The 25,218-nt window shown below is 56.1% G+C and carries 22 protein-coding genes; 7 read left to right on the top strand and 15 right to left on the bottom strand.

Annotated elements, in window-relative coordinates; translation table 11 throughout:
- Window positions 1–138 precede the first annotated feature (138 nt).
- Genes galK through Tam1G_RS07220 form a run of 3 tightly spaced genes read right to left on the bottom strand, consistent with a single transcriptional unit; the run spans window position 139 to window position 3,463 of the window.
- Window positions 139–1,389, bottom strand: a complete 1,251-nt coding sequence (gene galK, locus Tam1G_RS07230; protein ID WP_101626005.1) for a galactokinase — start codon at window positions 1,387–1,389, stop codon at window positions 139–141.
- A 17-nt stretch (window positions 1,390–1,406) separates the two neighbouring features.
- Window positions 1,407–2,657, bottom strand: coding sequence for a galactose-1-phosphate uridylyltransferase (gene galT, locus Tam1G_RS07225; protein ID WP_033891310.1), 1,251 nt, complete (start codon window positions 2,655–2,657; stop codon window positions 1,407–1,409).
- Window positions 2,658–2,659: 2 nt separating this feature from the next.
- Window positions 2,660–3,463, bottom strand: coding sequence for a DeoR/GlpR family DNA-binding transcription regulator (locus Tam1G_RS07220; protein WP_033891309.1), 804 nt, complete (start codon window positions 3,461–3,463; stop codon window positions 2,660–2,662).
- Between the two features lie 282 nt (window positions 3,464–3,745).
- On the opposite strand from Tam1G_RS07220, the gene Tam1G_RS07215 reads away from it, so the two are divergent.
- Window positions 3,746–4,897, top strand: a complete 1,152-nt coding sequence (locus Tam1G_RS07215) for a quinone-dependent dihydroorotate dehydrogenase (RefSeq protein ID WP_033891321.1) — start codon at window positions 3,746–3,748, stop codon at window positions 4,895–4,897.
- A gap of 193 nt (window positions 4,898–5,090) precedes the next feature.
- On the opposite strand, the gene Tam1G_RS07210 is transcribed toward Tam1G_RS07215, so the two are convergent.
- From Tam1G_RS07210 to Tam1G_RS07160, 11 genes are all read right to left on the bottom strand, one after another.
- Window positions 5,091–6,398: an NADH:flavin oxidoreductase/NADH oxidase gene (locus Tam1G_RS07210; protein WP_165781944.1), complete on the bottom strand. Its 1,308-nt coding sequence runs from the start codon at window positions 6,396–6,398 to the stop codon at window positions 5,091–5,093.
- 169 nt (window positions 6,399–6,567) lie between these two features.
- Window positions 6,568–8,853 (bottom strand): transglycosylase domain-containing protein, encoded by a 2,286-nt coding sequence (locus Tam1G_RS07205; RefSeq protein ID WP_033891305.1) that lies wholly within the window; start codon window positions 8,851–8,853, stop codon window positions 6,568–6,570.
- 106 nt (window positions 8,854–8,959) lie between these two features.
- The gene (locus tag Tam1G_RS07200; protein ID WP_101626004.1) at window positions 8,960–9,679 is read right to left on the bottom strand and encodes a Crp/Fnr family transcriptional regulator; all 720 of its coding nucleotides are present in this window, start codon (window positions 9,677–9,679) and stop codon (window positions 8,960–8,962) included.
- A 120-nt stretch (window positions 9,680–9,799) separates the two neighbouring features.
- Window positions 9,800–10,858: a lipoyl protein ligase domain-containing protein gene (locus Tam1G_RS07195; protein WP_479722908.1), complete on the bottom strand. Its 1,059-nt coding sequence runs from the start codon at window positions 10,856–10,858 to the stop codon at window positions 9,800–9,802.
- Between the two features lie 207 nt (window positions 10,859–11,065).
- Window positions 11,066–12,097: a 3-isopropylmalate dehydrogenase gene (locus Tam1G_RS07190; RefSeq protein ID WP_101626002.1), complete on the bottom strand. Its 1,032-nt coding sequence runs from the start codon at window positions 12,095–12,097 to the stop codon at window positions 11,066–11,068.
- A 70-nt stretch (window positions 12,098–12,167) separates the two neighbouring features.
- Window positions 12,168–14,756: a S9 family peptidase gene (locus Tam1G_RS07185; protein WP_101626001.1), complete on the bottom strand. Its 2,589-nt coding sequence runs from the start codon at window positions 14,754–14,756 to the stop codon at window positions 12,168–12,170.
- Window positions 14,757–14,786: 30 nt separating this feature from the next.
- On the bottom strand, window positions 14,787–16,103 hold the full coding sequence (locus Tam1G_RS07180) for an App1 family protein (RefSeq protein ID WP_165781943.1): 1,317 nt from the start codon (window positions 16,101–16,103) through the stop codon (window positions 14,787–14,789).
- A gap of 70 nt (window positions 16,104–16,173) precedes the next feature.
- Window positions 16,174–16,575, bottom strand: coding sequence for a glycine cleavage system protein GcvH (gene gcvH, locus Tam1G_RS07175; protein WP_033891298.1), 402 nt, complete (start codon window positions 16,573–16,575; stop codon window positions 16,174–16,176).
- 63 nt (window positions 16,576–16,638) lie between these two features.
- A complete protein-coding gene (nudC, locus tag Tam1G_RS07170; RefSeq protein WP_423220496.1) occupies window positions 16,639–17,829 on the bottom strand; it encodes an NAD(+) diphosphatase in 1,191 nt (396 codons plus the stop codon).
- A 110-nt stretch (window positions 17,830–17,939) separates the two neighbouring features.
- On the bottom strand, window positions 17,940–18,785 hold the full coding sequence (locus Tam1G_RS07165) for an alpha/beta fold hydrolase (protein WP_033891295.1): 846 nt from the start codon (window positions 18,783–18,785) through the stop codon (window positions 17,940–17,942).
- A gap of 57 nt (window positions 18,786–18,842) precedes the next feature.
- Window positions 18,843–19,475, bottom strand: a complete 633-nt coding sequence (locus Tam1G_RS07160) for an NUDIX hydrolase family protein (RefSeq protein ID WP_101625997.1) — start codon at window positions 19,473–19,475, stop codon at window positions 18,843–18,845.
- A gap of 180 nt (window positions 19,476–19,655) precedes the next feature.
- Between Tam1G_RS07160 and trxA the strand changes: the two genes are divergently transcribed.
- The 6 genes from trxA (at window position 19,656) to Tam1G_RS07130 (ending at window position 23,522) form a co-directional block, all read left to right on the top strand.
- A complete protein-coding gene (trxA, locus tag Tam1G_RS07155) occupies window positions 19,656–20,021 on the top strand; it encodes a thioredoxin (protein ID WP_033891293.1) in 366 nt (121 codons plus the stop codon).
- 241 nt (window positions 20,022–20,262) lie between these two features.
- A complete protein-coding gene (locus Tam1G_RS07150; protein ID WP_101625996.1) occupies window positions 20,263–21,279 on the top strand; it encodes a G5 domain-containing protein in 1,017 nt (338 codons plus the stop codon).
- Window positions 21,280–21,453: 174 nt separating this feature from the next.
- The gene (locus Tam1G_RS07145; protein WP_033891291.1) at window positions 21,454–21,879 is read left to right on the top strand and encodes a hypothetical protein; all 426 of its coding nucleotides are present in this window, start codon (window positions 21,454–21,456) and stop codon (window positions 21,877–21,879) included.
- On the top strand, window positions 21,869–22,099 hold the full coding sequence (locus Tam1G_RS07140) for a helix-turn-helix transcriptional regulator (protein ID WP_033891290.1): 231 nt from the start codon (window positions 21,869–21,871) through the stop codon (window positions 22,097–22,099). The genes Tam1G_RS07145 and Tam1G_RS07140 overlap by 11 nt, the downstream gene beginning before the upstream one ends.
- Window positions 22,100–22,374: 275 nt before the next feature.
- On the top strand, window positions 22,375–22,863 hold the full coding sequence (locus Tam1G_RS07135) for a hypothetical protein (RefSeq protein ID WP_101625995.1): 489 nt from the start codon (window positions 22,375–22,377) through the stop codon (window positions 22,861–22,863).
- A 119-nt stretch (window positions 22,864–22,982) separates the two neighbouring features.
- Window positions 22,983–23,522 carry an arsenate reductase/protein-tyrosine-phosphatase family protein gene (locus Tam1G_RS07130; RefSeq protein WP_101625994.1) on the top strand — a complete coding sequence of 180 codons (540 nt, stop codon included), beginning with the start codon at window positions 22,983–22,985 and terminating at the stop codon, window positions 23,520–23,522.
- 156 nt (window positions 23,523–23,678) lie between these two features.
- On the opposite strand, the gene Tam1G_RS07125 is transcribed toward Tam1G_RS07130, so the two are convergent.
- A complete protein-coding gene (locus tag Tam1G_RS07125; RefSeq protein WP_242689673.1) occupies window positions 23,679–25,214 on the bottom strand; it encodes a tyrosine-protein kinase domain-containing protein in 1,536 nt (511 codons plus the stop codon).
- Window positions 25,215–25,218 lie beyond the last annotated feature (4 nt).

Here is a 25,218-nt window from a genome sequence, read left to right as displayed (position 1 = left end):
GGGCCACATTCGGCAACAAAAAATCGCATGCCATCCGGCAAGTAATACACCAGATGGCATGCGATTATTCAAACAAAACGTCACCGTAATACGATTTTCAATTTTTCGTAAGTACGGCCGCGCGTGTCGCGGGGCGAATCAGGCTTCGCGGCTAGCGCTCGGCGCAGCCACAGCAGCAAGGGCGCGTGGCGCATGGAAGCCTTGCTTTTCGAATTCGTCGGCGATGGCTTGTGCCACTTCGTGGCTGCGGCCCTTGTCTACCAGGGCGATGATGGAGCCACCGAAGCCGCCGCCGGTCATACGAGCACCGTATGCACCGTTGTGGCGAGCCACGTCAACAGCCACATCCAGTTCGGGCACGGTGACTTCATAATCCGCAGCGAGCGAATCGTGGGAAGCATTGAACAAACGGCCTGCAGCCTCGATGTCACCCTGAGCGAAGGCGCGCACGAAGGAACGAACGCGCTCGATTTCAGTGACTACGTGGCGTACACGCTTCTTCATGGTCTCATCCGGCAGTGCATCCAGAGTTTCCTTCAGAGCCTGGAACTGGTCATCAGCCTTGGCAATGCCATCTGCTGCAACGCGCAGGTTCGCCACACCAAGAATCTTGGCGGCTTCCTCGCAAGTGGCGCGACGCTGAGCGTACTGGCCATCGTTCAGCTGGTGCGGAGCCTGGGTATCTACCACGAGCAGTTCCAGACCGTACTTATCAAGGTCGAACTCCTGCTGGGAAACGTTCTCCAGCGGGGTCAACTCCGGGCGGCAATCAAGCAGCAGCGCATGGCCTGCAGTGCAACGCATGGAAGCGTTCTGGTCGAGGCCACCAGTGGATGCACCGGCCATCTCATTCTCGGACTTGATGGCAGCGTTGATCAGGGTCACGCGGCCAGCGTCGGAATCGCCGTAGCCGAGGCCGTACACGTCGTCCAGCGCCAGAGCAGTGGAGCAGGTCATGGCAGCAGAGGAGCTCAGGCCAGAGCCCAGTGGCACGCAGGAGACGAAGGCGGCGTCAAAGCCCTGCACCTTGCTGAAACCTGCTTCGCGCAGCGCCCAGGCCACACCAGTCGGGTAGGCGGACCAGCCGTCCACGCCACGAGCCTCGAGACCATCAAGGTCGGCTTCGGCCACCTTGTCCGGAGCTACATCGGAAACCACGCGCACCTTGGTGTCTTCGCGCGGAGACAAGGCAATGAACGTGCGATGCGGCAGTGCAATCGGCAGGCACAGGCCGGCATTGTAATCGGTGTGCTCGCCAATCAGGTTCACGCGGCCCGGAGCAGCCCAAACGCCTTCCGGCTCAACGCCGTACGTCTTAGAGAACAGGGCCTTGGCCTGAGCTACACCGTCCTCATGAGAGATCGGTTCAATGAATTCAACAGCGGTCATTGGTGTTTTTCTTTCTTTCAGTCGGAGATGTCCACGTCGCCGAGCTCATGGAAGCGCTTCGCGATGAGTTCCGGAGTGGTGTCGGAAATCCATGCAGCCATGCCGGATTCCGAACCTGCCAGATACTTGATCTTGTTGGCGGCACGGCGGAAGGAGAAGAACTGCAGGTTCAGACGGTAGTTCTCACGGCGTGGATCGTGAATCGGAGCCTGATGCCATGCGGAGATGTACGGCAGATCCATGCCCTTGCCATCACCCTTGTCGAAGAATGCGTTGCCACGCTTGAGCAGGTGAGAGTACATGGATGCGAGATCCCAACGTTCCTGATCGTTGAGTTGGTCGAGGGTCAGTACGTCGCGCACCGGGGCAACATGCACCTCGAGAGGCCAGCGGGCCGCGGCCGGCACGTAGGCCACCCAGCTGTGGTTGCGCATTACGATACGCTCACCAGCTTCAAGCTCGGCGTTCATAATATCCTTCAGCAGGTTGCCGCCCGTCTTCTCGTGGTAAGCCTCAGTGTGCTTGAGTTCCTTCTCCATCTTCGGGGCAATGAACGGGTAGCAGTAGACCTGACCGTGCGGGTGAGCTAGGGAAACACCAATCTCAGCACCGTGGTTCTCGAACGGGAAGATCTGCTCGATGCCTTCCATCTTGGAGATTTCAGCGGTGCGGAAAGCCCAAGCTTCAACAACCGTGCGCAAACGGGAAACCGGCAGGTCAGCCGGCAGACCGTCTTCGTTCGGATCGAAGCAGATGACTTCGCAGCGGCCAGCGGCCGGCTTCTGCTCCCACAGCGGGTTGCCATCCACGAACTTTACGGAATCATCCTCACCGGGCACGCGCACCATAGACGGGAAGCGGTTCTCAAACACCACCACGTTGTAATCGGTATCCGGAACTTCGCCATCCTGATAGGGGTCGCCGGGCTTGCGGGCAGCCAGCGGGTTGCCTTTGGCAGTGGCACCGGGGCCTGCGGTAATCGGGCGGTTCATACGGGCGGTGGCCATCGGAATCCAGTCACCGGTCAGCGGATCGCGACGCATCTGCGGAGCAGCGTACGGCACCTCATTGCCGTCTGCATCCAGATGCGGGGCAAAACGATAGTCCAGCGGACGCGGATCCTTCAGCTCACGGGTCTTTTCGCCAGACACATAAGCCGGATCATCATCCAGATAGAAGAAGTCGCGTCCATCGGCCAGCTTGGTCGGCGTGATGCGGATGTGCTCCTTCGCGTATTCACCCGGTTCGTAGTTGGCAAACTCTGCCATCTTCACTCACTTTCCTCATTGGTCTCGCTCTGGTGTGCCAGCACGAGTTCCTTAACCAAATCCTTCGTTTTGGCGGCGGAGTCGGGGTCGAGACCGTCGTCGGTGATGACCGTATCCACTTGGTCGAAGCGCGCGAACAGGGACAGCGACGTGCAGCTCCACTTGGTGTGATCGGTCAAAACTATGGTTCGATCGGCAATGTCCATCATTGCCATATCAGTTGCGGCTTCCAGCGAGTTCGGCATGAGGAAGCCTCGGGGAATCGACACCGAATGGGTGCCGAGGAATACGGTGTTCACGCGCAGCGATGCGACGACTTTGTCGGCAATCGGCCCAACCAGGGAATTCGAACGAGTGATGACACCACCGGTGACAATCACTTCCACATCCTTGGATTCAAGCGCTTGCACCAATTCGGCCACAGGAATCGAATTGGTAAGAATGGTGATACCGCTGGACTGCTGCGATTCCAGCAGATGCTGAGCGAATACGTAGGCCGTAGTACCGCCGCCGATGGCGATCACATCTCCAGGCGCCACGTATTTCACCGCCTCTTGGGCAATGGCATCCTTTAAGCCAATGTCCATCTGAGACTTCACAGAGAACAGGGGCTCGCTCAACAAAGTACTGGTCGTTACGGCACCACCGTGAACACGCTTGAGCAAACCCTTATCGGCCAGCTCGGCAATGTCACGGCGGATAGTCATCGCCGAAACTCCCAGCTCCTTAGATAGCGCGGTAATGCGCACTGCACCACGGGTGCGCAACCTGCTCAAGATGAGGTGCTGACGTTGTGACGAAATCATACGAACATTATCGCACACAAAAGCTCACAAACAAAACCGTGTTGAGCGTTTTTCGGCCAATGTTTGCGTTCGCTTACGTGCGAAACGCTAAATATGGGCATTTTTCTTCAAAAAGAGACTCTCAAACGCGCAAAATCGAACATTCATATCACCCAAACAATGCAGCCCCTTGTGAAACATGCTGTGAAACACAAACGCACATCGTCGCTGCACTCGAAGTCACAGGAAAACCTCATCGCAAACGGTAGCCATCAGCCATTCATCAGTGAGACAATAGGCATCATGACTTATGTTTGCGATAGCTTCTGGCATGACGCCGTCAACAAGGCGACCACCGACCTGTTCACCTTTGGATACAAGCACATCATCAAACCGAACTTCGTGTTCAACCACCGCCCGGATGAGGCTCATGATCAGATGATCGAATTCTGCCACATGGTTCGTCATATCCCACCGCTGTTGTTTGCCGAACGCACCATGCTCGATTACACCGATCCCATTCTGGAAACCAATGTGATGGGCGTCGACTTCTCCAATCCGTTCGGCCTCTCCGCAGGACTCGATAAGAACTGCGACATGCCGGTAGTGCTCGACAATGCCGGCTTCGGTTTTGAAACCGTGGGTTCCACCACCGCTCGCCCCTGCCCCGGCAATCCGAAGCCGTGGTTCCACCGTCTGCCTGAATATGATTCGATGATGGTGCACGTCGGCCTCGCCAACATCGGCTCGGACAAAGTCATCGAACGTGCTGAAAAAGCATGGACGCAAGCCCGCCAGATGCAAATCTCCGTATCCATTGCCCGCACCAATGATGCATTGTGCGGCGATTTGGACGAGGGCATTGAAGATTACTGCATCTCCATGCGCCGAGCAGCAGGCCGCACCGCCATGATTGAAGTGAACGTCTCCTGCCCGAACACCCATGTAGGCGAGCCGTTCACCTCCTCCCCCGAAGCTCTCGACCGTTTGTTCACCGCGCTGGACAAAATCGACCGCCCGCAGCCCACGTTGGTCAAGATGCCGCTGAACAAGCCGTGGCCGCAGTACAAGGAACTGCTTGATGTGTTGGCTGAGCACAATGTGCAGGGTCTTTCCCTTGCCAATCTGCAGAAAGATCGCACCGGCCTTGAGATTCCGCGCGACTGGGAAGGTGGACTTTCCGGCGGCCCTTGCACCACTGCAAGCAACGCGCTGCTGCGCAAGGTATATCAGGAGTATGGTGACCGATTCGCTCTTGCAGGCATCGGTGGCATCTTCACCCCCGAACAGGCTTATGAGCGTATTCGCTCCGGCGCAAGCCTCATCATGTTCATCAGCTCGCTGATGTACCGCGGCCCACAGCAGATTACCGTGCTCAAGCGCGGTCTTGCAGATTTGTTGCGTCGTGATGGTTTCGATCACATCAGCGATGCCGTCGGTGTGGATGTGCAGTAGCTTGGGCAATAATCAAGCGCGATAACAAGCCGCACCTATTACTCTGCGAAATGCAGCACAGCAAAGCATAAAAACATGATGGGGGGGGTGTTCCACTATTGAATAGTGGAACACCCCCCCCATCGCATATCAATAGACAAATGCCAGCAAATTTACCGACAGACTGGCCAGCCCATCGCTACCAGCAGCTCAATCAGTATGCACCGCGAATGTACTGCGGCTGATATGGTGCCTCGGTAGCCGGGATACCAAGCTTATTGGCGGCACGAAGCGGCCAATACGGATCGCGCAATGCAGCGCGGCCGATTTCCACGGCATCAGCCTCACCGCGGGACACAATCTTGTCAGCCTGCTTCGGCTTGGTAATCAGACCCACTGCGGTGGTTGGAATTTCGGCTTTCACGCGTACCTGCTCGGCAAACGGCACCTGATAGTTCGACTTCACCGGAATGGACACGCCTGCCATAATGCCGCCAGTGGAAACATCAACCAGATCAACGCCGTGTTCCTTGAGCAACTTGGAAACCACGATGGTCTGGTCAAGATCCCAGCCGCCTGCAGCCCAATCGGTAGCGGAAATACGCACCAACAGAGGCATGCTTTCCGGAATGGTGGCGCGCACAGCATCCACTACCTCCAGCAGGAAGCGAGCGCGGCCTTGCAAGTCGCCACCATATTCATCCGTACGTTCATTGCTCAGCGGATCCAGGAACTCGGAAATCAGGTAACCGTGAGCGGCATGAATTTCGATGGCTTGGAATCCAGCGGATACTGCACGACCGGCAGCTGCAGCAAATGCTCCAACGATGCCGTGGATCTCGTCCACGGACAATTCGCGCGGCTTGTTCAGCCCACCAAAAGCGATGGCGGAGGGAGCCACGGTGGGCCATCCACCGGCTTCTTCGGGCACGCTTTGGCCTTCATACCCTACAGCGAAGCAACCGGTGGATGCCTTGCGATCAGCGTGATTGAGCTGAATCGCAGGCACTGCACCCGCATTGCGAATACCGTCCACAATCCAACGCCAAGCATCAATCTGGCCATCCTCCCACAGACCCACATCGCAGGGGGAAATACGGCCTTCCGGAGCTACTGCGGTCGCTTCGGCAATAATCAAGCCAAAACCACCGAAAGCACGAGATACGTAGTGCTGATAATGAAATGGCGTAGGTTTGCCGTCACGGGCGAATGCGGAATACGTGCACATTGGCGGCAGCCAAATACGGTTGCGCACGGTTACATCGCGCAAACCCATTGGTGTAAACAGTCCAACGCGATTCTTCTTGCTCTTACCTGTTTCCTTTGACACGTTCTTGCCTTTCTTCGCTCTGCCGGCCTTGCCACCAGATTTTTTCCCGGCTTTGTCGCTATGTTCAAGCGTGATGCCGGGTGCTGAATCATCCGTGTTTGGACCGGAGGCGGCCAACGTCACCGCCTTCAACTCAGGCACGTCGAATCCCCTGAAATCGAAATTCTCATGTGTCAGCGTATCGCTGTCCATCAGTCCCCCTCCAATAGCCGGCTTCAAGTCGTGGATACCGCCGACTGCGGTATATGTATCCTGCACAATTGTAAAACGGGCGTCACCTCGATGAGGTAACGCCCGCTAACTATGTAGTCACCATGTTCAGTGAATGGTCACTGCAGTGATGTGTTCCACCAGTGCGATATCACTGCTCGTCCTGGCTGCTGCTCTCCGAATTCTGGCTGCTCGTAGAGCTGTCGCTATTGGACGACGTGGAACCATTCGAGTTGCTGGTGGTCGACTTCTGTGCACTGTATGCACGTCCGCCGATACCGAGCGTGGTGCCACTGGCCGTGTACTTCGATGACGGCTGGCCATAGTCGTTGTCAATCGGCAGTTGCTTCTTGTCCGCGTAGGAGTTCAGGAAGTTACGCAATGCCGGTGCGGCAATCGTGGAACCATCCCAGTAGCTGTTGTACACACCGTTGATGCGAATGTTGGCAATACGGTGAGCATACGGGTTCTGAGCATCGCCGACCACAGCGAATGTTGCGATCTGGTTTGGAATGAATGAACCACTGGACACGGCCAAATCCTCGCTCGTACCGGTTTTACCGAAGGACTTACGCCCGTTGTTGAGCTGGAAGTTATGGCCCTGACCATCAGATCTGGTCACACCTTGGTTCAGCGTATAAGCCAGAGTCTGAATGATTTCCGGATCGACCGCCTGATGGCAGTTGGCAGACGGAACCTTCAGATCATTGCCGTCACCATCGGTCACCTTGGAAATAGCGATCGGGTTGCACTGCACGCCGTTAGAGGCGTACACGGCAAAGATGGAGGCCATCGTCAGCGGGGAAACGTTCACGGAACCAATCATCATGGACGGAGTGAAGGACGAAGTCTTATCAATCGTTTCACCGGTTTTAGCGTCATGATAGCCAAGTTCAGTAGCGGTATCCGCAACCTTGCACAGCTTCATAATCGAGCCCATCGAAGCTTGGGTGGTGTTATGAGAACGAACCAGACCCAAGAACGGGCTTTCCGGGTTCACCGTGGTGCCGAATGCATTCTGCACCTTCCAGGAATCGGTACCGCCAGTGTATCGGTCGCAGGCAAAGTCGGTAGTTGGATACGTGGTGGAAGTCTGCAGGTTGTCGTTGATGGAATGACCTGCTTCCATCCATGCCACCAAGTTAATCGGCTTCCAAGAAGAACCGATGGTCCAACCGGAACCACCACCGTCTGCAAGGTCAACCACATAGTTCTGGCTGGTCTTGGTGGCATCGTTCGCAGCCTCGGGCGTAGCATCGTAGTAACGGTTCAAGCCGAAGCCCAGCACTTCACCGGTGCCAGGTTTGACTGCAGCCATAGCGATTTCCATACCACTGGAATCGTTCGGCGGAATCGTGTTACGCGCGGTATCCATCAACAGGGAGTTGGCATCCAGATCAAGCGTGGTCACAATCTTCAAGCCACCTTCCTGCAGCAGCTTGTAACGATCAGCCTGAGTCTTGCCGAATTCCTCGGAGTTCTGGATGCGATGCACCACATAATCACAGAAGAACGCGTAATCGCCGGTATCCTGGCAACCCACGTTCACGGTCTGCACCTTCAGGGTGTCCTTCAGCGGAGTTTCCTTGGCTTTCTTGGCTTCATCCTGGGAAATATAGTTCTCCTGAGCCATCAAATCCAACACAATATTGCGCTGCTTCTGGCTTTCTTCCTGATTGGCCTCAATCAGCGGATCATATTTGTTCGGATTCTTGGTGATAGCTGCGATCGTAGCGGCCTGAATCGGGGTCAGTTCAGATGCGGAAACGCTGAAGTAACGCTGAGCCGCGGTTTCCACGCCGTACAAGTTGGTACCGAACTGGGCGATGTTGAGGTAGCCCTGCAGAATTTCGGCCTTGGAGTATTTCTTCTCCATCTGCACGGCGATGAGCATCTCTCGAATCTTACGGGCAACCGTATCTTCAGTGGCATGGTATTGGGCAATGGAATCGTCATCTTCGATAGCCTGCATCAGCAACACGTTCTTGACGTACTGCTGGGTCAGGGACGAACCACCTTGCTGGGAACCATGCACCAGATAGGTCTGCACGAACGCACGCATCACGCCTTGCACATCCACACCGGCATGACTCCAGAAACGGCGATCCTCTCGTGCCACCACTGCCTGCTGCATGGCTTTGGAAATCTTCTTCAGCGGAACCACGATACGGTTCTGGTTGTAGAACGTGGCAATCACGGTGGTGCCATCGTTCGCATACATAGTCGACTTCTGCGGCAAATTAGTCACGTCGAAGTCCACGTTCTCCACCTTCAATGAGGGGATAACCGCCTTGGCGGCCTTGTTGGCGCCGATCACACCCGGCACGAACAACACGCTGGCCACCACACCGCCAGACACGGCAAGCATGATGTAGGCCAGTAGGAGAACAAGCACACGACGAACTGTCAGGGACTTCTTTTTGGGCATGGGCCCCATTCTAAATGGGCCGGCGTACCAATCCAGTGCCAAGTCCATCACAACAGCTAATCATCACAAGAATCGCACTAGCGTAATGTTTGCTGAAAGATGGCCGAATGCGCAGCTATCGGCGTGAACGTCGAATCAGCATGCCCGGCTGGAAGATAATAATGGAGCGGCCATCGCGAGCAATCCATCCGCGATTGGAGAAGTCCATCAATGCTTTATTGACTGTCTCACGGCTAGAACCCACCAGCTGTGCCAGCTCTTCCTGCGTTAGATCATGCGGTACTTTGAGCCCTTGCTCCACCGGTTCGCCAAAGCGCGAGCCAAGATTCAGCAAAGTCTTGGCAAGGCGGGCGGGCACATCCATGAATACCAGATCGGAAATGCGTTCATTATTGGCGCGCTGACGGTTCGCCATAACCTGCAACATATCGATGGTCACACGCGGGTGTTCGTCCAGCCAGGAGAACAATGCATCATGCTCCAACCACACCACGCGAGTGCCGTGACTCATGGCCACAGCGGAAGCGGTGCGAGGGCCGCCATGAGGATCGAATACAGGAATTTCACCAAGTACTTCACCTGGAGCGTGAATGGACAGGAGCTGCACACGATCATCTGCGGAAGTGCGAATCAGCTTGACTCGGCCGCGCTCCAGCAGATACATGCGGTGGTCGGTATCGCCTTCGGAGAAGATGTACTCGCCTTTATCGAATACGGCTCGTTTGAGATGCGGAATCAGCTCTTCTGCTTCAGCGGGAGAAACCTGCTTGAACAGCGCAGTTTGCAGCAGAATGTTCTCTTCATCGGAAAACATGTTGGGAGTTTCCACGCTTATGCACCATCCTTATGCTCATAGCCGGCGTCGGCCACTCGTCATATTGTAACGCGCCTCACACTATTCGTCAGGAATTTTTCGGATCACAGTGAACCGGATGCTCGGCTCCGCATCAACCACTTATGCAAACCAATGCAGCAAATGGTCAATGATTTGCTCTCGACTCAATCCAGTCTGGCTTTTCAAAGGGTCCACGCGTTTTTTCGCGGATTTCACCGCTTTATCGGAAAGCTTTTCGCGGCTGGTGTTCAGTACTTGCCCCATCTTGGCGGCATCGATGTCGTATGCCATCGTCACATGATGCAGTACAGCGCCTGCGCGAGTCACCGGGAAACGACGCTGCGCCGCTCCCCCAATCTTGCCGTACTGCGAAGCAATGTCATTCAGCCCGGAAAATCGCACATCTAAGCCCAACTCGTGTAAGGCTTCCACGAGCCACCAATCACAAAGCCGGTACGATTCCTCAATGCTCATGTTCTGCACGAATTCCAGAGGTACATAAAGCGAATACGTAATCGTATTGCCAGGTTCGATGAACATGGCACCGCCGCCTGTGCATCGGCGTACTACATCGAATCCCAGACGTTCGGCAACATCCAGATTCACTTCATCCGGTGCTGATTGGAATCGTCCAATCACCACTGCCGGCTCAGCCCATTCCCATATGCGCAATGTCGGCGAGCGCTTGCCCATTGCCACTTCTCGCGCCCAGGTTTCGTCGATCTGCATTTGTTCCGCAGGAGTGCGCGGATGGTCATGGAGGACAATCAAATTCCGCTTGAGCGATTCCCATCGCTCGGCATAGTCGTGCGCTGCGGCATCTTGCGCAGCACTGATAGTCGTATGGAGTTGCTTGATATCAGCAATGTTGGAATTCGTAGTCGATACCTTATATATATCCGTTCCACTAACTGCACGGGCAAAAGCGGTTGCTATCGCCGCAGCATCAGTACCAATCAATTGACAATTCGGATACTCATCAATTATTGACTGCAATGATTGACCAGTGATTAAAGCCTTGGTCAGGGCTTGTAAATACTGCTCGGAAGCCGCATCATCCGGTGCGTCCACGAAGAAATCACCATAAAGCTGGCAGGATTGCACAGTGCCGTCCGAGTCAAACGATACGGTTACCGCCACTAATTTGCCGCCTGGCGTCTTGTATTCCCCACGGCTGATTTTCGTTCCGCTCACGCCCCCACCATAGCAAACGCGTCTATGCGCTTGCATGAGCAGAGCATGAGCATGAGCATGAGCATGAGCGCAGACTTAGGCCCACCCTCTTTGACTGTAGGAAATTACACAAAGACTGTAGGTTTTTCAACGAAAAACGTTCAAAAACCTACAGTCAGAGCGGGTACAGGGCGCGGATACGCGCCCGCACACTCACATGCGGGCCAGAATGTCCTCACCAACCTGGTCGGTAGAGCGGACGGTGGAACCGAGCTCCTCGATATCCGCTTCGACGGCCTTGTGAATTCTCTTGGCCGCATCATCGAAACCGAGATGCTCAAGCAGCATGGCTGCGGAGAGGATGGCGGCAGTCGGGTTGGCCTTGTTCTGACCGGCGATATCCGGTGCGGAACCGTGAATCGGCTCGAACATGGACGGGTATTCGTCGGAAGCGTTGATGCAGCCGGAAGCGGAGTAGCCCACGCCGCCAACCACGGCACCGGCCTCATCGGTGATGATGTCGCCGAAGAGGTTATCAGTCAGGATCACGTCGAAGCGAGACGGATCGGAGACCAGGAAGATGGTCGTGGCGTCGATGTGCAGGTAATCGTGGGAAACCTCAGGGTATTCCTCGGCAACCTTGTCCACAATGCGCTGCCACATGTCGCCGGCGTTGACGAGCACGTTCTTCTTGTGCACGAGGGTCACATGCTTCTTGCGCTTCATGGCGAGCTTGAAGGCGTAACGCACCACACGCTCCACACCGTAGGCGGTGTTGATGGAGACTTCGGTGGCCACCTCGTTCGGAGTGCCGCGACGCACCGCGCCACCTGCACCGCAGTACAGGCCTTCAGTACCTTCACGAACCACCACGAAGTCAATATCGCCCGGGTTGGCGAGCGGCGAAGTGACGCCCTTGTACAGCTTGGAGGGGCGCAGGTTCACGTACTGATCGAGGTCGAAACGCAGCTTCAGCAGCAGGCCACGCTCCAGAATGCCGGCCTTGATGCGCGGGTCGCCAACTGCACCAAGCAGGATGGCGTCGTTAGCCTTGATGCGCTCCTCTTCCTCTTCGGGAAGAATGGCGCCATCGCGCAGGTAACGCTCGGCACCGAGGTCGAACTGTTCGTATTCGAAGTCAGCTACGCCTTCAGCGGCCTTTTCCAAAGCCTTCTGTGCCCACGGGGTGACTTCCTTGCCAATACCGTCTCCGGGGATGACGGCAATCTTGTATGTCTTTGCCATGCAATCGGAGCCTACTCGTGCGCCCACTTGCCGGGTTACTTCCGCTCAGCAAGTGGACACATGCGTGGACTCAGCGCGTGATGTGCATCACCGCCAAGCACCAGGCGTTCTCATAGGAGACTTCTTCCCACTGCTTGTATCGTCCAGAAAGTCCGCCGTGGCCGGCTTCCACTTCGATTTTCGCCACGGCGTCCACGCCAGCGGACTGCAAGCGAGCCAGCCATTTCAATGGTTCGACGTACAGCACGCGGGTGTCGTTCATCGATGTGGTGATGAAAATACGCGGGAAATCGGCGGCGTTCTTGGATGCGGAAACAGCCTCGGCAACAGCTGTAGCCCCAGTTGCATCCTCGATCTCGGCCGCATCAGCCGCCGACTCCACAACCGGTACCGGCACATTCTCATACGGCGTATACGACTTCATGTACTCGTACACGCGCGGATCGTGCAGCGGGTCTCCCCACTCATCCCATTCGGTCACGGTCAGCGGCAGATCAGGATTCAGAATCGAAGTCAACGCATCAACGAATGGCACATCCGCTTCAATACCGGCAAAGCACTCCGGCGCCATATTGGCCACGGCACCCATCAGCAGGCCGCCAGCGGAACCACCGTTGGCCACTGTGCGCCGCGGGTCGGCCAAATGGGCGGTCTGCAATGCGCGAGTGGCATCCACAAAATCCTCAAACGTGTGCTTCTTGTTGAGTCGGCGACCCTGCTCATACCATGCACGGCCCAGTTCACCACCGCCGCGAATATGAGGCACGGCATACAGCACACCACGATCGAGCATGCTGAGTCGAGCCACCGAGAAGCCCGGATCGGAGGAAATCTCATACGCACCATAACCGGTGATGAACATTGGCGAATCCTGCGAGGGGAAATCGCGGCGCCACACTAGCGAAACCGGAATCCGCTCGCCATCGCGCGCGGTAATCCACACGCGGCGCTCCATGTAGTCACGCGGATCGAAGTCACCCAGCACTGTGGCACGCTTGAGCAATGTGTCACGACCGGTTGCCGGGTCGATTTCATGCAGCTCACCCGGCCGCGTATAACTGGCGAAGGAGTATCGCATGCGCGGCGCATCATATGAAGGATTGCCACCGGTACCGATGCTGTATAGGCGGCGGGTTTCTCCCGGCAGATGGTCGTCGCTCGCACCATCGAATGATGATGTGTGATCCTGTGGAACAGCAACACTATCATCAGCAGCACCGCCCTCAGTACCACTGTAACCAGCATCCGCAGCCGTATCGTCCGTCCACAATCGCTCACCGTGGTCACCGGTGCTATCCGAACGGTCGGCGGCCACCATATCCCAATCGTTTTCAAGCGGTGGCGGCAGCAATTCGGTGAATCGCCACGGCCGACCGGCCAAAAAGTCAGCGGCAGCAGCCTGCTTGGTGGTGTATGCGACGTGCGGCTGCCCATCGGACCGGTAGCTCAACGTGACGAAATACCGATGCAATGCAATGCCTTCAATGCCTAGACCATGCGCACCTTGCAAAATCGCAGGATTCAGCGGGTTGAAGTATGCCTCGGTAATCGGCCGGCCCATGTCGCCGCGTTCGCAGCCGTATGGCGAACCGGCCGCCACGCACACGCCTTCGCCTAAACGATATGGCGGCTTATGAGCGCGCATGTCAATAACATCGATTTCGAAGTTTGGATTATTGGCGTTGTGATAGACCACGGCCAACGGCACGTCTTCACCGTTTTCGCCGGCGCCTTCAAAGCACGCGAAACTCACATCATATTCCACGTCTTCCTTGCGTGGAATAAATGCCTGGAACTCGCCTTCCGGCGTGGCCACCGGCAGCATCAGCACTTCGGTACTGGTCTTTGAACCGGTCCCGATCACGATGCTGCGCTCATCGAAGCTGATGCCCGCTCCCACCCAGAATCGTTCATCTGCCTCACGGTATACGCACACATCGGATTCCACTGGCGTGCCTACCTGATGGCGCCAAATCGCGCACGGACGCCAGGAGTCATCGACCTCAGTCCAAAACACCCATTTGCCGTCCGGAGTGAAGCACGCGCCGCCGATACCGGCAAACAACTCCGGCAACTCCACCGGCCGCCCATGCTCGAGCGTGGCATCGAGGTCTCGAATGCGGAAATCATAGCGTTCGTCGCCGCTCACATCCACGCCATACAGCACCCAGCGCCCGTCATGGCTCAAATCCATGCCACCCAGACGGAAGAAATCATGGCCTTCGGATTCCACGTTGGCGTCGAACACCACCTGCTCGCCGGGCATGGAGCCGGGCGCGCCCTGTGGGTCTACAACTGGCGGATCCCAATCATCCGCGCCACGCACCGGCATACGGCATTGCACACCATATTGCTTGCCCTGCTGGGTGCGGGTGAAATACCAGTAATCGTTGATGCGCGTAGGCACGGACATGTCCGTTTCTTCCACATGCGCTTTGAGTTCTTCGAACAGGGTGTGCCGCAAACCCGCCAAATGGCTCATCCGCGCTTCACAATACTTGTTTTGCGCGGCAACATAATCCTGAACTTCAGCGGATTCCTTGTTACGCATCCATTCGTAATCGTCTTCAAATATGTCGCCGTGGAATTCACGGCGCTGAGGCTCACGCTTGGCCACGGGCGGCTTCATTGCTGCATTCTGTTCGGTCATGTCAGTCATATCACGCGATTGTACGCGCCAGTAAGGGACTTACTGTTCGTTCGCGTGCTCGCGCAGGTATGGAATCATGGTTTTCAGCAGATTCGCGCCAGTGGTGCCGGTGAACACAGGTACTTCGGTAACCGGTATGGGCTGCGTGGAGGTCAGGCCGGCCACGGATGCCAAACCGGGCGTCTCCTTAGGGCTCAGCTGGCGAATCGCAATGGCCAGAACGCGCCCCGGATATCGTTTGACAATGGTGGCGTAGGTTGTGGGGTCTTTCTGCCCGTCATCGCCCACCAGAATGAACTTCATATCTGGAAAATCCGCCATTAATTGTTCGGCGAATTCCAGCTTGTGCTGCGGGCCGGAAGGCACAAAGGTTTTCGGGCGAGGATCAAGATCGCGTAACAGCAGCGGGCCTTCGGGGAATCCGTGATCGGTAATGAAGTGGCGGATCGAACTTTCCACATTCCACGGCGAGGTGGAGAGGTAGAAGAAGGGAGCATCCGGGAACAGGTCCGAAATGCGGGCAAACAGCACGCTCATGCCCGGCACGGAAGCTTTTTTCTTGGGATTCAAAAACAGCAGATTGTAGGCGGCTTTCCAAATCACCGGCGCTTGGGTAATCATGATGGTGTCGTCCACATCGGAGATGATGCCGACCTTGGCGCTGGATGGAATCGTGTACAGGTTGGCGCTCACCGGTTTACGGTCGTTCACTGTGTACGAAACACGGTGAATACCAGGCGTGAGACGATGCTCCGCCACCAAATCAAGATAACCGGCCGAATCGGAAATAGCGTATTCGCCGCTGAGATCGCGCGTACGATCCACTTTGTCGTAAACTTCGGAAGCACCTATTTGCATAGTGTTCAGTGGTGTATCGTCGATGCTGGCTTGCACATGCGTGTGAGGTGCAGGAATGGTGAGCATACCGCGAATACCGCGAATCAGCTCGCCCGACTGCCCATGTTCAGGCGCGTATACCGTACGGCAAATCAGGCGCGAATAATCGCCGGTACCATAGCCCACATACGGCTCTACACGCGGATACCAGCCCAATTGATGCGCAACAGCTGCGGAAATATGAGACCACACGCCGAATGTGTGCGTAATGGCACGGCGTGTGAAACGGATCAGCGGTGGCTTGACTTCGATGCGTTCGCGTTTGGAAGCCGCATCGAATGTAGTAACGGCTTTACGAGCAGGAATGGGCACAGTTGGCATGTCGTCTGCTGCAGCAGTGCTGGAAGCTGAGGTCGAAGAATCAGCGGTTTCGAGCGCAGACTCGCCCGCGTGGCGCAGTATGTGCAACGTTTCCAGGCGCTTGCTTGCGGCTTCAAAATCCTCGCGTGGGCTTCTCATGCCAACCACTATAGGCCATGCATGCTATGAGCCAGCTAAGAGCGGACTCATAAGCATGCAAGCAGAACCTTTAGCGAATGATTTTTGCGTATTCGTCTGCGGTGAGCAGCTCCGGCTCGTCATCGTCAAGTTCAACCTTGAGAATCCAGCCTTCGCCGTATGGGTCACCGTTGATTACAGACGGATCGTCCGAAACGTCACGGTTCACGTATTTCACCGTGCCAGCCACCGGGCTGATCATCGGCTGCACGGCCTTGGAAGACTCGAGTTCCACGATTTCATCGCCGGCTTCCACGCGGGAGCCCGGCTCGGGAAGGTCCACGAATACCAGTTCGCCGAGCTGGTCGGCAGCATATTCGGTGATGCCAAGAATGGCGAGATCGCCCGAACGGTCCACCCATACGTGCTCATCGGAGTACTCAAGGTGTTCGGGAATGTCCAGGTTCAGCGGCTGTTCGATTTCATCACTCATAGGCACCAGACTAACGCATTGCTGCCGGCTATTCCACCGCTGTTTTCCCAGCTTTCCACACTCTTACAGTTCTCGCCCGAGCCACTCCTCGATCATGTATCGCGCGATGGTGGCGCGCCCGGGGGCTGCCATGCGACCGGAAATCAGTTCGGCGGTGTATTCGTCGCGAGTCACCCAGCGAGCGATCTTCGTTTCCTCACCGTCCACATGCACATCTGTGGTGATGGCATGCGCTTTGAACGCCATCATCAACGACGCGGGGAATGGCCACGGCTGCGAGCCGAGATAACGCACTTCTCCCAGCTTGATGCCGGTTTCTTCCAAGGCTTCTCGGCGGCACGCATGCTCGAGGTTCTCGCCTGCCTCCACGAATCCCGCTGAAACCGAATACAGTCGCTCGTCTTTCCATGCCGCATTGTGTTGCAGCAGCAAACGATCCTGGCCGTCCACGATGGCGGTAATCACTGCAGGTTCCACGCGCGGGAACAGAATACGGTTGCGATCCGCAGCATTGGAACAGCGTTGTGCCCATCCGGCGAGCGCGGTTTCGACTGGAGCGCCGCAGGTTGGGCAGAATCGTTGACGGGAATGCCAGATGCTTAATGTGATGGCACTGGTGGCTTGCCCTGCTTCACGCGCGTTTGCGTGAGGTGCGAAGCCGCGCAAATCGACCCAATCGAATCGTGTGACTGCTTGTTGCAGCAATGTTGGCTTGGGTGCAGGCTTCTTGCTGTCCTGCAGGTCGACTGATTCGTCAAATGCATCGTCTGCGCCTTGACCTGCGGAATCCGGTACGCTGAGTGCTCCGTCAACAGTGCCGTAATCTTGGGTGCCGAGCACGCCGGTGATAGCGCCGGTCTTGCCGCCCGATGATTGTGCAGACGGCATGTCGCAGCCTGCGGAACTTTCTGATGATGCCTGGGCTGCAGTATTACTGGCAGTGCTGCCGGGTTCTGGAACTCGTGAAATATCTACTGCGATTACTGATTCTCCGCGAACGCCGCCGTATGAGCCGAGGAACATGGCCACGGCTTGCGGGTAACGCTTGAGTTCGGCGGAAACATAGCCGCCGGGCAAGGTGGCGAGCCTCATTTTTACGTTTTCATAGTCGACGAGATCGCCTTGGCCACGCGGTACGGCGATGTACCCGCCACGGGTCAAAATCACCTTGGTATTGGCGTCTTGCAGGAGTTCGTCAATCAGTCCCGGTTCGCTGCGTCGATCTACCTGATAGTCGATGTCGCCTTGTGCCAGCGGCAGGAATGGCAGCGCTTGGGTGAGTGCGAGCGGCGAGAAATGAATGTCTGCGGTCATTCGCGATCCTTACTTCACTATGCGAATTCACTATGCGGCTATGTGCTGAATCAAGCAGCCTGCACACGGCGGACCAGGGAAAGCAGTGCGCGTGCCACCACGTCTGGGTGTTCCACCGCGCTGAAGTGGCCGCAGTCTGGTATGTCGATGAATTCGGCGCCGCGAATGCGCGCGGAGAGCGGACGCATCACGCTTGGATTGCTGGTGGGGTCCAGCTCGCCGGAAATCACCAGAGTAGGTGCGCTGATTGTTTCCGGCACGGCGCTCATATCCGGACGGCCGTAGGTCATGCGTTGGCGCCATGCAAGGCCGGCTGGATTCTGTTCTTCAATCCAGCGGGTCATGGTTTCCACGAATTCCGGGGTTTTCTTCACGGTTGAATCACCTTCGGATGGTTTGGCGAAATGCATCACCGGCTCCACGGAGTTGGTTTGTTCAGCGGCATCGGCCATTGCTAGGCGACCTTCGCCGCCCACACCATCCGAGGCGGCCATCGTGTCGCACAAGGCGAGTCCGGCTACGGTCTCCGGGTGGCGGCGTTGAATATCCATCGCCACATAGCCGCCCATCGAAAGGCCGACCCAGATGGCTTGGCTGTAGCCGGCGGCCTTGATCAGATTCACGTATGCGTCTGCCAGACGGTCCAGTGCTTCAGGATATGAACCATTAGGCAACTGCGGGCCGGAATCCTCAGCACTCGGCACGGGAGAGGCGCCGGAACCGGCCATATCAGGAGCCCAGATGGGGAACGGCGGCACGTCGTCCAAATCTGAGAAATCCACGAGCGCCTTAGCGCAAACATCCCACATGCGGTGGTCCACCGGGTAGGCGTTCATCAGCACCACCGGCACGCCTTCGCCTTCACGGTAAACGTGATTCACTAATTCGATTGCCATATGTACTTCCTTGAATTCAAACTCAACGAATCAGAATGTTGCAATACTGTTGCACGCTCACACGCCGGCCCATGCCAGCGCCTGCCGCACGATGCGGCCATGACCATTGACCATCTGTTCCACGAACTTATCCATCATGTCGCTCTTCGGATCAACCCATTCCACGTCGAGCGTTTCGTCCTGCGGCTTGCAATCGCCAGCGATGGCCACCACATAGCACAATGCAATCGCATGCTGGCGCGGATCATAGTACTCGCTCAGGCCCGGAGTCGGGAAGAATTCGGCCACGGTGAACGGTTGCAGGGAGGCTGGAAGCAGCGGTAATGCAATATCGCCCAAATCCTTGGCCACATTACGGGCGATGGCCTCGCGCAATGTTTCATGGAAGAGCACGCGACCGGTAATCACCGTGCGCTCGATTGAACCATCGTCCGAGACGCGCAGCAGTGAGCCCACTTGTGCGATACGCCCCATCTCATCGGTGCGCACGGGCACGATTTCCACATATGCGATGGGCATTTGATGGCGAGCGCGGTTAATGTCTGCAGGCCCCAGCCACCCCGGAGGATTGCCGTGGCCCGAGCCACCTCCGTGAATGAAGTCCTCGGGGGTTATGTTGTCGAATTCGCCACGCTTGCGGTTGGCGTCAAAATCGCCCTCGCCGGGCACTTCATCATTCATGACTGGCATATTTCCCATTATCGCGCGAATATGCGGCGATTCCTTCACCTTCCAGCGAAATATGAGCAAACATGTTTTGGCTTGCGGCGCAAAACCAGCGCGGTGGGCGCCTATTTGTTGGGTGGTGCTGACAAGCTGGTGCGCAGATGTAAACGTGAACCTGCATATAAGTTGATAAAGGAGACTCACATGGCGACCAAGGCGATTACCTCGGCTGATTTTGAGCAGACTATTACTGATAACGAAATCGTGTTCGTGGACTTTTGGGCTACATGGTGCGGCCCGTGCCGCGCGTTCGGCCCGATTTTCGAAGCTGCTTCCGATAAGCCGGAGAATAAGGACATCGCCTTTGTGAAGGTGGATATTGACGCCAATCAGGATTTGGCTCAGGCTGCTGGCATTCAGGCTGTGCCTACGCTGATGATTGCCAAGCAGGGCGAGGTGATCTTCCAGCAGGCTGGTGCTCTGCAGGCCGCTGATTTGGATGATCTAATCAGCCAGGCCAAGGCTCTTGATCTTGCTGCAGCCAAGGCTGAGGCCGCCGCCCAGAACTGAGCACATCAGAACGCTGCGTGACTTGGATTCAAAATCCACCCGATTCCCCGATATATAGCGCTACTAAGCATCAGCAACCACTATATATGCCGTCTCCATGCCCGTTCGTGGAGACGGCATTGTTGTATTTCATCCAGTGCACCATCTATGATGGTGGGCAGTGTGCAGCTCGGTTCGCGCAACCTGCACGTTCATGTGGTTCCTATAATCCAATCGAGTTGCAATCAATCCAAGGAGCGTAATGACGAGACACGGTAGGAAAACCTCCCCTCTGAAGTCCCTGAGCTTAAGCAAGCGTCAGTGGGCAAAGATTGGCGCAGTGATTGCCGCCGGAGGTCTCATCGCTGGCGCTGGGTTTGCATCCCGCAACTTCTATCAGTCGGATACCAGCACGGTTGGCACTCATATCACCGCGTTTTCCGCCACTGATTCCGCAGCTTCCCGTTCCGCCACCCGTGGCGAGTTGAACGGCGCGGATAAGAACACCACGTATGTCACCGTAAAAATCAATGGTGATTCCCGCGTGGTGCTTGGCGAGAAAAGCGCCATGAAAACCGTTAAGGATGTGCTGGATGCCGGCAATATCACGCTTGATCCGGCTGACACTGTGTCTCCCTCGCTGAAGAGCAAGGTCACCGAAGCCACGGTCATCACTATTGAGCGCGCTGGCGCAGAGGTGGAGACCAGCGATACGGATATTCCGTTCAACGAAGTGCGTAAGGAAACGTCCGATTTGCCTAAGGGCACCGAAAAGGTGGAGACCGAAGGCGAGAACGGCGTTATGGAGACCACCTCTTTGGTGACTCGTGCCGGCGATAAAGTCGTGTCCTCCAATGTGTTCACTTCCTGGGTCAAGAAGGCTCCAGTGGATAAGGTGATTTTGGTTGGCACCGGTTCCACGTCCAGCTCTTCTTCCTCTTCCAGCTCGTCCTCCACGAGTTTGGGCACCACTGTGCCGGTCGGCGAAATGCAGACCTGGGCTCACGATTATCTGATTGCCAATGGCTACACGGAAGATGATTTCACCGCAGCCAATTACATCATCAACCATGAGTCCGGCTGGAGCCCCACCGCCGCCAACCCGTCCGGCGCCTATGGTCTGCCGCAGGCTCTGCCGGGCAGCAAGATGGCTTCCGCTGGCGCTGACTGGGCAACCAACTACCAGACCCAGTTCAAGTGGTTCGTCAGCTACTGCAACGGTCGTTATGGCTCTATTTCCGCCGCTTACAGCCACTGGTTGCAGTACAAGAGCTACTGATTTGCAATAACAGCTTCGCATTGCGAGAAAAGCCCTGCCTGAGCGCAGGGCTTTCTTGTTATCGGCGTACTTGCTTGCACTGAGCAATATGCGCCCGTCGCATACCTGACATGCGCCACACCCCCGATGTATCCACCCTATAATGAACCAAGCGGATAAGAGAGCGGGGGAACTATGACTTTTAACCGATACATTGCGATGCGCGCGGTGGTGGAAATCGTGGGCGCGCTGGCATGCGTGCTCATGATGATGATTGGGCACAATTTCATCGGAGTCATTATCACGGCTCTAGTGGCGCTTATTTGGGCTTGCGGTGAAATCTGGGTGGTTCAGGTGCTCAACAAGCAGCGCCCTCGGCGAGATGAGCTTTCGGATCAGCATCAGAGCAAGGCCACGCAATTCGCCATGTGGGTGCTGGTTGCCGTGCTGGTGGCGCTAGGATTCATCTACACCGTGCTGAACATGCGCATACTGTTTACCCCTTATGTGATTCCGCCTATGGCGTTGCCCACGCTGGCTATGTGCGCTTTGGCTTTGTCTGATGGTTATTATCTCTGGCTGGAGCATGACGGCTCGAATGGGGATGACGATGAAGACTAGCGTGAAGATTCACCGTCTTGCTCGAGGCATGAAGCAATCCGAGTTGGCTGATCTCATCAATGTTCGCCGAGAAACCATCGGACGTTTGGAACAGGGACAGTATTGCCCTTCGCTCAGGCTTGCTATGGATATTGCCAAAGTGTTCGATACTACGGTTGAGGAGCTTTTTAGCTTTGACGACGAGACCGACGACACGCCCGAAAGCCGTTCACACAGGTAAATTCGCGGCAAACTCGAGCTTTAATGCTCAAAAACCGCAGTATTGCAACGTTTTCTCATCGTCAAAGTCAAATAATGACATTCTGTCAAGAGACAACGCCCTCACACGGCGTGACAACGATGTCACATAGTTTGCCTGCTCGATGTTCAATACCCCCGTTTTACGTCATTGGGGTGGGTATTGTAGGGGAAGCGCAGGGAGATAAGGCTTACAAAGCCTACTGCTGCGAGATGTACTTCAAGGGTGTGTTCCACCCTTATAAGGAGGTTATTGATATGAAGAAGAAGATTATGGCTGTTCTGGCCACCATCGCTGCTGTTCTGGGCTTCGGCTTCGCTGCCAACACCGCTCTGGCTGTTGACACCCACTACGGCGCTACCGGCAACGTTGATGGCAACACTGTTGTGTTCACCTTCACTGGTCTGGCTGCAAACACCGACTACACCGTTTCCGCTGATGACGCTGTTGTTCAGGATATTCAGCAGGTCATTTCCCGCACCTTCAAGTCCGACGCCAACGGCACCCTGAAGGTTAAGTTCATCCTGAAGGCTGGCGTTGCTGCTGGCACTCAGGTTACCGCTACGCTGTCTGACGCTAGCGGCAAGGTACTGACCACCGCTACCGCTACCGTTCCGGCTACCGGCAACGGTGAGACTACCACCGCTGACACCGGTGCTTCCGTGGCTCCGTACGCTGTGGCCGTCGTGCTGCTGGCTGCCGCTGGCGTGGCTCTGTTCGCCGTCCGCAAGACCAGCGTTCGTTGAATCTTTCGGCGCTGAGCTGATTTAACGTACAAGACCCTGAGGAAACCTCAGGGTCTTTTCTATGCTTAGCTACGTTTCCGAGTCACCGTTTAACAAAGTAATCGAGGTATATCGGGATTATGAAGATTCTTTTCGTCTGCACTGGCAATATTTGCCGCTCCCCTATGGGCGAACTGCTGCTCCCCCACTACTTGAGCGATTCCACTATCACCGCTGATAGCGCCGGCACTCGCGGTCTCATCAATCATCCAATCGACCCTTCCAGCGCACAACTTATGACGCAGGCCGGCATTGATTCCAGCGCCTTTCGGTCCAAGCGCATCACTCCGCAACTGGCTAATGAATCTGATTTGATTCTGTGCTTTGAAACTCATCAGCGTCAGGAGATTGCTACCATCGCACCGTTGGCGGCTCGCAAGACCTTCCTACTGGCCGATTTCGCTAACATGTGCGCTTATTGCGCCAAAGAAGGTTATATCGAAGGCGGCACGCGCCAGGAGAAGCTGGAATCGGTTATTGACAACGCTTCCATGATTCGCCCAATGCTGCCGGCACCGCTGAATATCGAAGATCCGCATCATCGTGATTTTTCGGTGTTCCAGAAGGCCTACGATCAAATCTGCCAGGCTCTGACCATCATCGCCAAAGCCACTGCGTAGCCATTGGCTGTTCCTCTCAGTCGGCTCTCCTTGTCAGCAAAACCGACTGAGGGAGTAGAAAAGCGGCCGAAGGCCGCGGAGAAATCAGAATCGACGTAAGCCGATACATTTATTTCCCGCGACCTTCGGCCGCTTTTTGATATTTAGCGCGAAGACCTACCGCTTCACAGCAGCACGACGAGGTGCGCTGCGCTTCGGACGCTTCTTATTCCTATTGTTCTTGTTGCCCGAGTTGGAATCATCATCATAGTAATAGTAGTTGTTGTACTTGCTCGAGTAATCCTTCTTGGAATCCTTCGCATAGTTGAAGATGAAACCGTTCACCGAAATGTTCAGCGTATCCAACTGAGCGGCAATATCGCGCAGATCGCGCTTATCGGTCACGTCACGGCCAGACACAATCACAATGCCATTGCCCATAGCACCGAACACGTAGGCATCGTTGGCCACCACCAACGGCGAGGTGTCCACGAGCACGTAATCGTACTGTGCAAGCGCCTGCTTGAGCAGTTCCTTCATAACCGGAGAGTTCAGCAGGGCGGAAGCGTTCGGCGGCTTCGGGCCTGCCGGCATAATATGCAGGTTTGGCTTCCAGTAGCGCTGAACCACATCCTTCACGGAAGCCTGACCGGAGAGCACATGGGTCAGACCCGCGTTGCCTTCAAGACCCAGACGATTGGCTACGGACGGGTGGCGCAGATCGGCATCCACGAGCAGCACCTTGGCACCGTTTTCCGCCAGAGCCACAGCGGTGTTCACCGCACTCGTGGTCTTGCCTTCGGAGGGGCCGGTGGAAGACATAACAATCAGACGAGAAGACATGCCCTCAACCGGAGCGGTGAAGGACAGGTTGGTGCGAACACGACGATACTCTTCAGCAATCGGGCTGCTCGGCTTGGCGATAATCACCGGAACCTCGCCCTTGAGCAGATCATCTTCAGGAATACGGCCCATGATCGGGGCATCAATGTATTCCTGCAGCTCGAACGCTTCCTCAATACGAGTGGAGAAGAGGTCCTTGAGCAGAGCCACGATAATGCCGAGAATCAGACCGCCCACAATGCCGATGGCCATGTTCAGCGTGATCTTCGGGCTGCTCGGGCCAGACGGCTCCTGAGCCTGCTGCACCACGGAAAGCGTGACCGGAGACTTGTTGCCGGAGGAGTACAGGGAATCCTCCACCACGGTCTTCATGGACTTGGCCACCGCGTTGGCAATGTCCGCGGCTTCCTTAGGATTCGTATCTTCCACCGAAATGTTCACGAAAGCGGTATCGGTGGGGTTGGTGACGGTGAGTTGCCCCGCGAGCTGGCTGACCGTGCTGTTCAATCCCAGCTGATCGATTACCGGCTGCAGCACGGACTCGGTAGTGGCCAGAGTCGGGTACGACTTAATCTGGTTCGAAATATAGGAGCCAGCGTTGTTGATGTCGTTGAAGTTACCCTGCGAACTAGTGGAGTCTGACGCACTGAACGTAGCAAACACCTGCGAGGTGGCCGTGTACTTCGGCGGAGTGAGCAGCGTGTATGCGCACACTGCGGCGAACACCACTACGAACGTTACTGCAACGGAAATAACATGCTTGCGAATGATTCGCAGCAAATCCATGATGGTGATGCCATTTTCGGCCTGCGCTGCGGCGGAGTCCGCAACGCTTTGATTTTGTTGTTCGTTATTCTCTGCGGAAACCAACCGC

The sequence above is a fragment of the Bifidobacterium imperatoris genome (assembly GCF_002860405.1).
Lineage (GTDB): Bacteria > Actinomycetota > Actinomycetes > Actinomycetales > Bifidobacteriaceae > Bifidobacterium > Bifidobacterium imperatoris.
This window is presented reverse-complemented; position numbering and strand designations above follow the sequence as displayed.

Bases quoted from the DNA above. Each gene is read 5' to 3' on its own strand.
- galK (WP_101626005.1), bottom strand. From the start codon at position 1,389: ATGACCGCTGTTGAATTCATTGAACCGATCTCTCATGAGGACGGTGTA.
- galT (WP_033891310.1), bottom strand. From the start codon at position 2,657: ATGGCAGAGTTTGCCAACTACGAACCGGGTGAATACGCGAAGGAGCAC.
- Tam1G_RS07220 (WP_033891309.1), bottom strand. From the start codon at position 3,463: ATGATTTCGTCACAACGTCAGCACCTCATCTTGAGCAGGTTGCGCACC.
- Tam1G_RS07215 (WP_033891321.1), top strand. From the start codon at position 3,746: ATGACTTATGTTTGCGATAGCTTCTGGCATGACGCCGTCAACAAGGCG.
- Tam1G_RS07210 (WP_165781944.1), bottom strand. From the start codon at position 6,398: ATGGACAGCGATACGCTGACACATGAGAATTTCGATTTCAGGGGATTC.
- Tam1G_RS07205 (WP_033891305.1), bottom strand. From the start codon at position 8,853: ATGGGGCCCATGCCCAAAAAGAAGTCCCTGACAGTTCGTCGTGTGCTT.
- Tam1G_RS07190 (WP_101626002.1), bottom strand. From the start codon at position 12,097: ATGGCAAAGACATACAAGATTGCCGTCATCCCCGGAGACGGTATTGGC.
- Tam1G_RS07185 (WP_101626001.1), bottom strand. From the start codon at position 14,756: ATGACTGACATGACCGAACAGAATGCAGCAATGAAGCCGCCCGTGGCC.
- Tam1G_RS07180 (WP_165781943.1), bottom strand. From the start codon at position 16,103: ATGAGAAGCCCACGCGAGGATTTTGAAGCCGCAAGCAAGCGCCTGGAA.
- gcvH (WP_033891298.1), bottom strand. From the start codon at position 16,575: ATGAGTGATGAAATCGAACAGCCGCTGAACCTGGACATTCCCGAACAC.
- Tam1G_RS07165 (WP_033891295.1), bottom strand. From the start codon at position 18,785: ATGGCAATCGAATTAGTGAATCACGTTTACCGTGAAGGCGAAGGCGTG.
- Tam1G_RS07160 (WP_101625997.1), bottom strand. From the start codon at position 19,475: ATGCCAGTCATGAATGATGAAGTGCCCGGCGAGGGCGATTTTGACGCC.
- trxA (WP_033891293.1), top strand. From the start codon at position 19,656: ATGGCGACCAAGGCGATTACCTCGGCTGATTTTGAGCAGACTATTACT.
- Tam1G_RS07150 (WP_101625996.1), top strand. From the start codon at position 20,263: ATGACGAGACACGGTAGGAAAACCTCCCCTCTGAAGTCCCTGAGCTTA.
- Tam1G_RS07145 (WP_033891291.1), top strand. From the start codon at position 21,454: ATGACTTTTAACCGATACATTGCGATGCGCGCGGTGGTGGAAATCGTG.
- Tam1G_RS07140 (WP_033891290.1), top strand. From the start codon at position 21,869: ATGAAGACTAGCGTGAAGATTCACCGTCTTGCTCGAGGCATGAAGCAA.
- Tam1G_RS07135 (WP_101625995.1), top strand. From the start codon at position 22,375: ATGAAGAAGAAGATTATGGCTGTTCTGGCCACCATCGCTGCTGTTCTG.
- Tam1G_RS07130 (WP_101625994.1), top strand. From the start codon at position 22,983: ATGAAGATTCTTTTCGTCTGCACTGGCAATATTTGCCGCTCCCCTATG.